11 protein-coding genes are annotated in these 12,773 nt (G+C 53.9%); 5 read left to right on the top strand and 6 right to left on the bottom strand.

Annotation, left to right across the window (positions count from 1 at the left end; genetic code table 11):
- Positions 1–3: 3 nt before the first annotated feature.
- The 3 genes from glnS to chiQ all read left to right on the top strand — a co-directional run bounded on the left by glnS (position 4) and on the right by chiQ (position 3,889).
- On the top strand, positions 4–1,671 hold the full coding sequence (gene glnS, locus O1722_RS16410; protein ID WP_015571127.1) for a glutamine--tRNA ligase: 1,668 nt from the start codon (positions 4–6) through the stop codon (positions 1,669–1,671).
- A 446-nt stretch (positions 1,672–2,117) separates the two neighbouring features.
- Positions 2,118–3,515, top strand: a complete 1,398-nt coding sequence (gene chiP, locus O1722_RS16405; protein WP_017694280.1) for a chitoporin ChiP — start codon at positions 2,118–2,120, stop codon at positions 3,513–3,515.
- A gap of 47 nt (positions 3,516–3,562) precedes the next feature.
- Positions 3,563–3,889, top strand: coding sequence for a ChiQ/YbfN family lipoprotein (chiQ, locus tag O1722_RS16400; protein ID WP_032102682.1), 327 nt, complete (start codon positions 3,563–3,565; stop codon positions 3,887–3,889).
- Between the two features lie 91 nt (positions 3,890–3,980).
- On the opposite strand, the gene fur is transcribed toward chiQ, so the two are convergent.
- From fur to ybfF, 4 genes are all read right to left on the bottom strand, one after another.
- On the bottom strand, positions 3,981–4,427 hold the full coding sequence (gene fur / locus O1722_RS16395) for a ferric iron uptake transcriptional regulator (protein WP_010428651.1): 447 nt from the start codon (positions 4,425–4,427) through the stop codon (positions 3,981–3,983).
- Between the two features lie 291 nt (positions 4,428–4,718).
- Positions 4,719–5,249 (bottom strand): flavodoxin FldA, encoded by a 531-nt coding sequence (gene fldA / locus O1722_RS16390; RefSeq protein ID WP_003858653.1) that lies wholly within the window; start codon positions 5,247–5,249, stop codon positions 4,719–4,721.
- Positions 5,250–5,404: 155 nt separating this feature from the next.
- Entirely contained in the window at positions 5,405–5,692 is a 288-nt protein-coding gene (ybfE, locus tag O1722_RS16385; RefSeq protein WP_003858652.1) for a LexA regulated protein, read from the bottom strand.
- 128 nt (positions 5,693–5,820) lie between these two features.
- Entirely contained in the window at positions 5,821–6,594 is a 774-nt protein-coding gene (ybfF, locus tag O1722_RS16380; RefSeq protein WP_032670343.1) for an esterase, read from the bottom strand.
- Positions 6,595–6,777: 183 nt separating this feature from the next.
- Between ybfF and seqA the strand changes: the two genes are divergently transcribed.
- Both seqA and pgm read left to right on the top strand, forming a co-directional pair.
- The gene (gene seqA / locus O1722_RS16375) at positions 6,778–7,323 is read left to right on the top strand and encodes a replication initiation negative regulator SeqA (RefSeq protein ID WP_003858650.1); all 546 of its coding nucleotides are present in this window, start codon (positions 6,778–6,780) and stop codon (positions 7,321–7,323) included.
- Positions 7,324–7,347: 24 nt separating this feature from the next.
- A complete protein-coding gene (gene pgm / locus O1722_RS16370; protein WP_015571122.1) occupies positions 7,348–8,988 on the top strand; it encodes a phosphoglucomutase (alpha-D-glucose-1,6-bisphosphate-dependent) in 1,641 nt (546 codons plus the stop codon).
- 103 nt (positions 8,989–9,091) lie between these two features.
- Here pgm and potE read toward each other — a convergent pair whose 3' ends face one another.
- Both potE and speF read right to left on the bottom strand, forming a co-directional pair.
- On the bottom strand, positions 9,092–10,405 hold the full coding sequence (gene potE / locus O1722_RS16365; protein ID WP_003858648.1) for a putrescine-ornithine antiporter: 1,314 nt from the start codon (positions 10,403–10,405) through the stop codon (positions 9,092–9,094).
- Entirely contained in the window at positions 10,402–12,600 is a 2,199-nt protein-coding gene (gene speF, locus O1722_RS16360) for an ornithine decarboxylase SpeF (protein ID WP_033486403.1), read from the bottom strand. Before speF ends, potE begins: the two co-directional genes overlap by 4 nt.
- Between the last annotated feature and the right edge of the window lie 173 nt (positions 12,601–12,773).

Below are 12,773 nucleotides of genomic sequence, written 5' to 3'. Positions count from 1 at the left end.
ACGATGAGTGAGGCAGAAGCCCGCCCGAGTAACTTTATTCGTCAGATCATCGATGAAGATCTGGCCAGTGGTAAGCACACCACAGTCCACACGCGTTTCCCGCCGGAGCCAAATGGCTACCTGCACATTGGTCACGCCAAATCGATCTGCCTGAACTTTGGTATTGCGCAAGATTACCAGGGGCAGTGCAACCTGCGTTTCGATGACACCAACCCAGTAAAAGAAGACATCGAATACGTTGAGTCGATTAAAAACGACGTGCAATGGCTGGGCTTCAACTGGTCTGGCGATATCTGCTACTCCTCAGACTATTTCGATCAGCTGTATGCCTATGCGGTTGAACTGATTAACAAAGGTCTGGCATACGTCGACGAATTGTCTGCTGACGAAATCCGTGAATACCGCGGTACGCTGACTCAGCCTGGTAAAAACAGCCCGTTCCGCGATCGTAGCGTGGAAGAGAACCTGGCGCTGTTTGAAAAAATGCGTGCCGGTGGCTTCGAAGAAGGTAAAGCGTGTCTGCGTGCCAAAATCGATATGGCGTCTCCGTTCATCGTGATGCGCGATCCGGTGCTGTACCGCATTAAGTTCGCTGAACACCACCAGACCGGTAACAAGTGGTGCATCTACCCGATGTACGACTTCACCCACTGCATCAGCGATGCGCTGGAAGGCATTACGCACTCTCTGTGCACGCTGGAATTCCAGGACAACCGTCGTCTGTACGACTGGGTGCTGGATAACATCACCATTCCTGTGCATCCGCGTCAGTACGAGTTCTCTCGTCTGAACCTGGAATACACCGTGATGTCCAAGCGTAAGCTGAACCTGCTGGTCACCGACAAGCACGTTGAAGGCTGGGACGACCCGCGTATGCCCACCATCTCTGGCCTGCGTCGTCGTGGCTATACCTCGGCGTCTATTCGTGAGTTCTGCAAACGTATTGGCGTTACCAAGCAGGACAACACCATCGAAATGGCGTCTCTGGAATCCTGCATTCGCGAAGACCTGAACGAAAACGCGCCGCGCGCGATGGCAGTGATCGATCCAGTGAAACTGGTCATCGAAAACTATCCGCAGGGTGGAAGCGAACTGGTCTCGATGCCTAACCATCCTAACAAACCGGAAATGGGCACCCGCGACGTGCCGTTCAGCGGTGAAATCTGGATCGATCGCGCCGACTTCCGTGAAGAAGCGAACAAGCAGTACAAGCGTCTGGTGCTGGGCAAAGAAGTGCGTCTGCGTAACGCCTATGTGATCAAAGCCGAGCGCGTAGAGAAAGATGCGGAAGGTAACATCACGACCATCTTCTGTACGTACGACGCAGAGACGCTGAGTAAAGATCCGGCGGATGGCCGTAAAGTAAAAGGTGTAATCCACTGGGTGAGTGCGCAGCATGCGCTGCCGGTTGAGATCCGTCTCTACGATCGTCTGTTCAGCGTACCTAACCCAGGCGCTGCGGAGGACTTCCTGGCGGTTATCAACCCTGAGTCGCTGATTATCAAGCAGGGGTATGCCGAGCCGTCTCTGAAAGCCGCTGAAGCCGGTAAAGCGTTCCAGTTTGAACGTGAGGGTTACTTCTGCCTGGACAGCCGTTACAGCACGGCGGAAAAACCGGTATTTAACCGTACCGTCGGTCTGCGTGATACCTGGACTAAGATCGGCGAATAATCACGCTGGCATGGTCAATGAGAAACAAACGCCGCGTAATGCGGCGTTTTTTTATTTAACGATCATGTCGTTAAGCATCGGGATGATGAATTAAAGCCAACATTCCAGGTCAATGTGGTGCTACTTATTTTATTTAAAAAAGTTTGTTGTTTTCCAAAAACAGAAACGCTGAAAAATATATTCACAATATCAATGTTACTTACTGAAAATTAGCGCATTCCCCCGCCAGTACTTGCTTCCCGGTAAATGTTACAAAGCACTACGAAATATGTGCTCTTCGTCATAATCCTGACTTTTGCCTGATTAAAAGCATTGATAATTCGCGTCGCGAAAAATAACCTAAAGACGGTAGTTAATTCGAGGGTATTTCTGACTACCCCTGACCACTTGGTCTTTTCTGTTTTTCGCCGTTTAAGGCGTTTTAATTCGTCAAAGAGGAATAATCTATGCGTACGTTCAGTGGCAAACGTAGTGCGCTGGCGCTGGCTATCGCCGGTGTGACAGCAATGTCGGGCCTGGTGGTTGCGCCAGAGGCAAAAGCAGCAGGTTTCATCGAAGATTCCACCCTCACGGGCGGTATTTATTACTGGCAGCGTGAGCGTGACCGTAAAGACGTCACTGAAGATAAATACAAAACCAACCTTTCTCACTCGACCTGGAACGCCAACCTTGATTTCCAGTCGGGATATGCCGCCGATATGTTCGGGATCGATATTGCAGCGTTCACCGCAATTGAAATGGCCGAAAATGGCGACAGCGGCCATCCGAACGAAATTGCGTTCTCCTCCAGCAATAAAGCCTACGACGAAGACTGGTCCGGCGATAAAAGCGGAATCAGCCTGTATAAAGCGGCTGCAAAATTCAAATATGGTCCGGTCTGGGCGCGTGGAGGTTATATCCAGCCAACCGGCCAGACGCTGTTAGCACCGCACTGGAGCTTTATGCCAGGTACCTATCAGGGTGCGGAAGCCGGTGCTAATTTTGACTACGGCGATGCGGGGGCGTTGAGCTTCTCCTATATGTGGACCAACGAGTACAAAGCGCCGTGGCACATTGAGATGGACAAGTTCTATCAGAACGATAAAAAAACCAAAGTTGATTATCTCCACTCGCTGGGGGCGAAGTACGACTTCAAAAACGATCTGGTGCTGGAAGCTGCTTTTGGTCAGGCTGAAGGCTATATCGATCAGTACTTTGCTAAAGCCAGCTACAAATTTGATATCGCGGGTAGCCCGCTGAGCACCAGCTATCAGTTCTACGGTACGCGCGACAAAGTCAGTGATGGCAGCGTAAATGATATCTATGACGGCACCGCGTGGTTACAGGCGCTGACCTTCGGTTACAAGGTAGGTCAGGTTGATTTACGTCTGGAGGGAACATGGGTCAAGGCAGAAGGGCAGCAGGGCTACTTCCTGCAACGTATGACGCCAACCTACGCCTCTTCCAATGGTCGTCTGGATATCTGGTGGGATAACCGCTCTGACTTTAACGCCGACGGCGAAAAGGCGGTCTTCTTCGGCGCAATGTATGACCTGAAGAACTGGAATCTGCCTGGCTGGGCGGTGGGTGCGTCCTACGCGTACGCCTGGGACGCAAAGCCAGCAGATATGGCTACGCCAGACGCCTACTACGATCCGAATTACCGTCTGAAAGAGTCTTCATACAGTCTGGATGCGATTTACACCCTTCAGGAGGGCCGTGCGAAAGGCACGATGTTCAAACTGCACTTCACCCAGTATGACAACCACTCCGATATCCCGAGCTACGCGGGCGGTTACGGCAACATCTTCCAGGATGAACGTGACGTGAAATTCATGGTCATTGCGCCATTCACAATCTTCTGATGAACACGCAGGCGGGCGAAATCCCGCCTGCATGGAGACTGCATATGATGAAAAAAATGGTAATCGTTGCGCTGCTGGCATCGGGGCTGGTGGCGTGTGCGCAGGATCAGGCGCAGAAAGAAGACTCCCGTCTGAAGGAGGCGTATAGCGCCTGCATCAATACAGCACAAGGATCGCCAGAGAAGATTGAAGCCTGCCAGAGCGTGCTGAATGTGCTGAAAAAAGAGAAAGCGCATGAGCAGTTTGCGACGCAGGAAAATGTTCGCGTGATGGATTACCAGGCCTGTATCCAGGCGCGGAAAAGCGGTAACGATCAGGAAGTGGCGAAGCGTTGCGATAAGATCTGGGACGAGATTCGCAATAACAATAAATAAGTTGCTTTACGCCCGGTGGCGCAGCGCCACCGGGCTTTTTTCAGGCAAAAAAAAGCCAACCTTACGGCTGGCTCAGAGTATGAACACGATATTATTTCGCGTCGTGCGCGTGGTCGTCTTCGCGGCAATCGCCTTCAGCGCAGTGACCGTACAGGTACAGGCTGTGGTTGGTCAGGCGGATGCCATGACGGGCGGCGATTTCACGCTGGCGTGATTCAATGGAATCATCGCTAAATTCAATGACCTTGCCACAGTCGAGGCAGATCAGGTGATCGTGGTGATGCTGCTGAGTCAGCTCGAACACGGATTTACCGCCTTCGAAATTATGACGAGTAACAATGCCCGCGTCATCAAACTGGTTCAGCACACGATAGACGGTTGCCAGCCCAATCTCTTCACCCATATCGATAAGACGCTTATAAAGGTCTTCCGCACTGACATGGTGATTGTCTGGCCCCTGAAGCACTTCAAGGATTTTTAACCGAGGAAGCGTTACTTTCAGGCCAGCTTTCTTTAATGCGGTATTGTTGTCAGTCATGCGGAATCTGTCCTGTTGCTAAACGATTCACTTCAAAAGAAGAAGTGACAGAAAATGCACTTGGGATAATGCGTCTCATTATAGAACTGCCATGGCTAAATGAAAACTGCAAGTCTCAAGCAAAGTATGCTTATAAAAACGTGGTATCACCAACAAACTTGTTCGATGGCACCCACTTTTTACCAGGGGGATATTGTACAGGTCTGGGCGAAAAAGTTAAAAGTTTGTAGCAATTAATTTAATCGGTTTTACCTGGAAAACGGGCGCAACCGGAGTTGCGCCGCAGGGATATCAGGCGTTAAGGATATCGTCCAGGTTCAGCTCTTCACGAACCTGCTTAACCCATTTTTCTACACGCTCAGCGGTCAGCTCTGGCTGACGGTCTTCATCAATGGCCAGGCCAACGAAGTGATCGTCATCTGCCAGACCTTTGGACGCTTCGAAATGGTAACCCGCCGTTGGCCAGTGACCGACGATCGCAGCACCGCGTGGCTCAATGATGTCGCGAATAGTGCCCAGCGCATCACAGAAATACTCAGCATAGTCTTCCTGATCGCCACAGCCAAACAGGGCAACCAGCTTGCCGTTGAAGTCTACTTCTTCCAGCGTCGGGAAGAAATCGTCCCAGTCACACTGTGCTTCACCGTAGTACCAGGTCGGGATGCCCAGCAGCAGGATGTCATAGCCCTCGAGATCTTCTTTGCTGCTCTTGGCGATGTCATGCACATCAGCAACGTCTTTACCGAGCTGTTTTTGAATGTTTTTTGCGATATTTTCAGTATTGCCGGTATCACTGCCAAAGAAAATGCCGATGATTGCCATGAGTAAAATAACCTCTTGAAACTTAATGGTATGGTGGCCCAAATTGTCCACGGATAAGGGCAATAATAGCAGAACAGGCAACCCTGCGGAAACAGCTATCACGCAGGACTGCACTCTGTGCTACATGAAAAAGGTAATATTGGGGATTTTCTGACTCACGCCTTGCCGCGTAACGTCTCAAGCTGGGCGATCAGCATCTCTTCGATCAGTTCGCTGCGGCTGATGTTGCGCGCGTCAGCTAACTCGTTAAGCGCATCGACGGCATCGGCATTCAGCTTCAGTTCGACACGCTTAAGCCCACGATTTTTATCGCGTTTAAGCTGGTTGCGTTTATTGATACGCAGCTGTTCATCGCGCGAAAGCGGATTCGTTTTCGGTCGTCCCGGTCGACGCTCATTCGCGAACAGATCTAGTGTCGTACGGTCCGTTTGTTCTTTGGCCATGATTCTGAGACTTCGGGGGAAACACGCCGCCCTGCTAATGCCCGGGCGATAAGCGCGCCATCATACATCACCCAAATCCACACGCCAACGACTGGAAGCCCGTCGTCTTCCGGTCGCTGGCTTTTTAATCAATTCGCTGTATCAGTAAGATAGCGGCGAATGGCGCGCAGGACGGCATCCGGTTTTTCCGCGTGTACCCAGTGTCCGGCACCGGCAATGACGTGAGCGCGAGCCTGCGGGAATTGCGCCAGCAGCGTGTCACGATACGCATCAGTGACGTAAGGGGAGTTGCCGCCGCGAATAAAAAGGGTAGGGTGCGGCCAGGCGGGGACGGTTTCCCAGCCCACAATATGCGAATACTGATCCCACAATACCGGGACGTTAAAGCGCCATTGTCCGTCAACAAACGATTTCAGCAGGAACTGAACTACGCCTTCCTCATCAAGATGCTCACGCATAACGGCAGCCGCCTGCTGGCGGGTTGCGACACCCGCTTCGGTGACCGCATTGATGGCGGTAAAAATCTCATCGTGACGGCGAACGTCGTAATTGACGGGCGCAACGTCGATGACCACCAGCCCGGAAATTCGCTCAGGGGCCAGCGCAGTGAGCGCCATCACCGCTTTGCCGCCCATTGAATGCCCGATAAGCGTCGCTTTCTGGATATTATTCGCATCGAGGGTGTCCCGCAGATCCTGCGCCATGGCTGCGTAGGTCATCTCCTCCGAGCGCCCAGAAAGACCGTGATTGCGCATATCAACCTGGAGGATCGCGTGATCGGTCACTAAATCGCGCGCCAGCACACCCAGATTATCCAGGCTACCAAACAGGCCGTGAACCAGTACGATGGGAGAATTATTGTTCGGCGATTGTGCAGTTTGCGCTCGGGTATTCAATTTCATGGCAAAGTTCTTTTTTTAGGTTTGTCAGGTTAGGGTATCATGTTGACCATTCTGCCGCCCGGGGGCAAGGATCCAGTTTAATCTGACTTTTGCCGCCAACCTGGTTTGACGCTATCCGCTGTTGGGATTTGACCTTATAATCTCAACGACTTGTATTCAGATAAGATATCGCACTGGATTAAGATGAAAACAATCGAAGTTGATGACGAACTCTATCAGTATATTGCCAGCCAGACGCGGCATATTGGGGAGAGCGCGTCCGACATTTTACGGCGCATGCTTAAAATTTCCGCCGCCTCACAGCCCACTCCTGTCACTAAAGATGTCGTGTCTCAGCCGAGCGTTGTTGCACAAGTAAAACCTGCCGTCATGCCGGCAAAAGACAAAGTGCGCGCGATGCGCGAGCTGCTGCTGTCCGATGAATATGCCGAGCAGAAAAAGGCGGTTAACCGCTTTATGCTGGTGCTGTCTACACTTTATTCACTGGATAACAACGCATTTGCAGAAGCGACAGAGTCGCTGCACGGTCGCACGCGCGTTTACTTCGCAGGCGACGAGCAGACCCTGCTGCAAAATGGCAACCAAACCAAACCCAAACACGTTCCCGGTACACCATACTGGGTGATCACCAACACCAATACGGGCCGTAAGTGCAGCATGATCGAACATATCATGCAGTCCATGCAGTTCCCGGCGGAATTGATCGAAAAGGTTTGCGGTACAATTTAACCCTTGCATCAGAAGGACCAGGCAATGGCAAATCACAGCCGTGCAGGACAACCTGCACAACAAAGCGATTTGATTAACGTCGCTCAACTGACCGCGCAGTACTACGTGCTGAAGCCGGTGGTGGGCAACGCAGAACACGCAGTGAAGTTTGGTACATCTGGCCACCGCGGTAGTGCGGCGCGCCACAGCTTTAACGAACCGCACATTCTGGCCATTGCTCAGGCCATCGCGGAAGAGCGCGCCAAAAATGGCGTCACCGGTCCGTGCTATGTAGGGAAAGATACCCACGCCCTGTCTGAACCTGCTTTTATCTCCGTGCTGGAAGTGCTGGCGGCGAACGGCGTAGACGTGATTGTTCAGGAGAACAACGGTTTTACGCCAACGCCAGCGGTTTCTAACGCTATTCTGGTACACAACAAAAAAGGTGGCGCGCAGGCTGACGGCATTGTGATCACCCCGTCACACAACCCACCGGAAGATGGCGGCATCAAGTACAACCCACCTAACGGTGGCCCGGCGGATACCAACGTCACGAAAGTGGTGGAAGATCGTGCCAACGCGTTACTGGCTAACGGTCTGAACGGTGTGAAACGCATCTCGCTGGATGAAGCCATGGCCTCCGGCCACGTGAAAGAGCAGGATCTGGTGCAGCCGTTCGTGGAAGGGCTGGCGGATATCGTCGATATGGCCGCTATCCAGAAAGCCGGTCTGAAGCTGGGCGTGGATCCACTGGGCGGCTCCGGTATTGAATACTGGAAACGCATTGCCGAGCACTACAAGCTGGATCTGACAATCGTGAACGATCACGTCGATCAGACCTTCCGCTTTATGCACCTGGACAAAGACGGCGCGATCCGTATGGACTGCTCCTCCGAATGCGCAATGGCTGGCCTGCTGGCGCTGCGCGACAAGTTCGATCTGGCGTTTGCCAACGACCCGGACTACGATCGCCACGGTATCGTCACCCCGGCAGGGCTGATGAACCCGAACCACTACCTGGCTGTTGCAATCAATTATCTCTTCCAGCACCGTCCGCAGTGGGGCAAAGAGGTTGCGGTGGGTAAAACGCTGGTCTCTTCCGCTATGATTGACCGTGTGGTCGACGCGCTGGGTCGCAAGCTGGTGGAAGTGCCGGTGGGCTTCAAGTGGTTTGTTGACGGTCTGCACGACGGCAGCTTCGGCTTTGGCGGTGAAGAGAGCGCGGGGGCATCCTTCCTGCGCTTCGACGGCACCCCATGGTCAACCGATAAAGACGGCATCATCATGTGCCTGCTGGCGGCGGAAATCACCGCGGTCACCGGTAAGAACCCGCAGGAACATTACAACGAGCTGGCGGAACGTTTTGGTGCGCCAAGCTATAACCGTATTCAGGCTGGCGCCACGTCTGCGCAAAAAGCAGCTCTGTCAAAACTCTCTCCGGAGATGGTCAGTGCCAGTACCCTGGCTGGTGACCCGATCACCGCGCGTCTGACGGCGGCGCCGGGTAACGGCGCATCGATCGGCGGCCTGAAAGTGATGACCGAAAACGGCTGGTTCGCCGCGCGTCCATCCGGTACGGAAGATGCGTACAAAATCTATTGCGAAAGTTTCCTCGGCGCTGAGCATCGTCAGCAGATTGAGAAAGAAGCGGTAGAGATTGTCAGCGAAGTGCTGAAAAACGCGTAAGTCGTGTTCTGGTGCGGGCTGATGCCCTCACCCCGGCCCTCTCCCACTGGGAGAGGGAGAAAACATAAAAAACGGCAACCCATGGGTTGCCGTTTTGCTTTACCTAACTATGCTTATTCTTCAATTCAAATCTCGGCGATACCAGACCGTACAGCGTCCAGCCCATAAAGGTCACCATCGCCCCATACAGCATCGCCTCCTGACCGGACGAGTAGAGCGCATAGAAGCTGTAAATCGCCCCAATCAGCGCCACGATATTGGCCGCCCGGGCTTTGCGCGGATCCACCTTCGCCACCTTCTGAATAATCACCAGCGCCGCCATCGACAGAATGTACGGAATGATGTTCGTCACCACCGCCAGGTTGACCAGCACGTTAAACTGGCTGTTCAGTGACGGGCTGATGGTCATCAGCGACAATCCGCTCTGGAAGATGACAATCGCCAGCATGCCCTGCACCGGTGCATCCGCTTTGGTGACGCGGGAGAAGATTTTCGGGAAATAACCTTCGTCAGCGGAAGATTTGAATACCTGGGCGATGGTGAACTGCCAGCCCAGCAGCGAGCCGCAGCAGGACATCACCATCAGTCCCATGATCACTTTCCCTACCTCCGGCGTAAACATCTGCGCAAACGCCAGTCCGAACGGCGCCGTGGAGTTAGCCAGATCCATGTTGGGCACAATTCCCGCAATCACGTTGGTTGAGACGATATAGATCACCGCCGCCCCCAGCGTCCCGCCGAGTACCGCGATCGGCACATTTTTCTCCGGGTTTTCCACCACTTCCGCATTCGCACAGGCCGACTCCAGCCCGAGGAAGGCCCACAGCGTCATGGCGATGGACGATCCCACGGCGGTGAAGAACGGTACGTGATGCGGATTCCAGGAATTGGCGTACAGCGTCGGGCTGAACCAGAACCAGCCGATGATGCACAGGCCGACAACCGGGATGATGACGCCCCAGACGGTGATGCTGCTGAGCTGTCCGGTGATGCGCGCGCCGCCAAAGTTAGCGACGGTGCAGATCCAGAGCACGCCGATGGTCGCCAGCCCAATTTGCACCGGGGTCAGCGTCGCGCCAAACAGCTCTGTGCCGTAACCGACAGCGGAAATGGCAATCGCCACATTGGCGATCAGCAGCGACACGCCATAGGTATAGTTCGCCATAAAGTTACCGGACTTACCAAACGCATATTCGGCATAGCCGCCCATGCCGCCGGACTTGCGGCTGAACATACCGCACTTGGCAAACGCCCACGCCAGCGCCATCGAACCCACGGCGGTAACAAGCCAGGAGATAATCGAAATCGTCCCCACTTCAGCGAGCTTGGTGGGGAGCATGATGATCCCCGAACCCATCATATTCACCATGGTGAGAATAGTGAGTTGCACCACGCCCATCTTGTTGGCCTTACTCATAATTTTTCTCCTTTCAGCAGCGATGGCTGAGCGGCAGGTTGTTTGATGACGTAGCAGCGCACCTGTTTGCGACCGTCACACTCCTCGACGTAAACCCCCTGTAACTCCGGCGCAAAACCCGGCAGCAGATTGATCCCGTCTTCCAGCGCGGCGAAATAGCGCAGCACGGAACCGCCCCAGACTTCTCCCGGCACCACGCACAACACCCCCGGTGGGTAAGGCAGCGCGCCTTCCGCGGCGATACGGCCTTCCGCGTCGCGCAGGGACACCAGCTCGACCTCACCGCGCAGATAGGCATAGTTCGCCTCCTGCGGGTTCATCATGACGCGTGGGAAGTGAGACTTGCGGAACATCTCTTTTTGCAGTTGCTTCACGTTATGGCGGGCGTAGAGGTCATGCATCTCCTGACAAATCTGACGCAGGGTATAATCCGCATAACGTTCCGGATGTTGCTTATAAAGAGAGGGCAGAACCTCTTTCAGCGGCACATCGCTCTGGAGCAGTTTTTCGAAGCGCACCAGCTGGGCGACGAGCTGCTGCAATTTGCCCATGTCCTCCGCCGGGGTGAGCAGGAACAGAATGGAATTGAGGTCGCATTTTTCCGGCACGATGCCGTTTTCACGCAGGAAGTTGGCGAGGATGGTCGCGGGCACGCCGAAATCATCGTACTCACCGGTGCGGGCGTTGATGCCCGGCGTAGTTAGCAGCAGTTTGCAGGGATCGATAAAATACTGATGCTCGGCGTATCCCTCAAAGGCGTGCCAGCGTTCGCCCGGAACGAAATGGAAGAAGCGCAGATCGGTCGCAATCTCTGCCGTATCCCAGCTTTCCCATGGACGGCCATCCACCGTCTCCGGCAAGAACGGACGAATAAACTGACAGTTCTGAAGGATCAGTTTCCGCGCTTCGATACCCGTCACCACGCAGTCCATCCACATGTTGCGCCCACTTTGCCCCTCGTGCATGCGGGCGTTGATATCCAGGGCGGCAAACAGCGGATAAAACGGGCTGGTGGAGGCGTGCATCATAAAGGCGTTGTTCAGGCGTTTATGCGGGACATAGCGCGGCTGGCCTTTTATGTGGCTGTCCTTCTTATGGATTTGCGAGGTTTGCGAGAAGCCCGCCTGCTGCTTATGCACCGACTGGGTCACCAGAATGCCCGGATCGTTTTCGTTCAGCTCCAGCAGCAGCGGCGAGCAGTCGGCCATCATCGGGATAAACTGCTCGTAACCCACCCAGGCGGAGTCAAACAGAATGTAATCGCACAGGTGACCAATCTTATCCACCACCTGACGGGCGTTATAAATGGTACCGTCGTAGGTGCCCAGCTGGATCACCGCCAGACGGAACGGACGTTCATCCCGCGCACGGCCAGGCGCGACCTCTGACACCAGCTCCCGCAGGTAGCTCTCGTCGAAACAGTGTGCGTCGATACCGCCGATAAACCCGTACGGGTTGCGCGCCGTTTCCAGATACACTGGCGTCGCGCCCGCCTGTAACAGCGCCCCGTGGTGATTAGATTTATGGTTATTGCGATCGAACAGCACCAGATCGCCTGGCGTGAGCAGGGCATTGAGCACCACCTTGTTGGAAGAGGAGGTGCCGTTCAGCACGAAGTAGGTTTTATCCGCATTAAAGACTTTTGCCGCATGCTGCTGGGCGATGCATGGCGCGCCTTCGTGGATCAGCAGATCGCCCATTGCCACGTCGGCATTGCACAGATCGGCGCGGAAAAGCGTTTCGCCAAAGAAATCGACAAACTGGTTTCCGGCCGGATGGCGGCGGAAGAACTGGCCTCCCTGATGTCCGGGGCAGTCAAACGCGCTGTTCCCCTGCTGGACGTAATCGACCAGCGCGCGGAAGAACGGCGGGCGGAGCTGGGTTTCGTACTTCTGCGCAGCCGCTTCAAGCTGGCGTCCGTAGTACGCATTGCTGGTGTCGGAGTACTCAAAAACGCCGTGAATACGCGACAGAAATTCAGCCGGAACCCTTTCTTCTTTATGCGTGGCAATAAACACCGGGATACCGAATCCCGTGGCTTCTATTTCTTCTATGGCGCCATTGAAAATATCGCTGACGGCCAGAACCACGGCTGCCACATCAATATAATCTGATGCGGTGATATCCACGATGTCGCGCGAAGTGGTAAAGCATTCAGGACAGGCACGGCTGACGGCAATTTTTAACGTTTTCATCTTTATCTCTTTATTTCAGGCAATATGGGGCCCTCGACTTCTTGCGGTAAAGAAATCGATTATTTCCGGAAAAAAAAGCAAAGCGTGTCCGCTGATACGAAATCAGTTAATTGCTTTTTTGCTGAGTAGAATTCAGTCCGCCCGGTTGCGGAGAATCTGAATCACAAGGAATG

Source organism: Enterobacter cloacae complex sp. HYC003_NIDB, from assembly GCF_056673375.1.
This window is presented reverse-complemented; position numbering and strand designations above follow the sequence as displayed.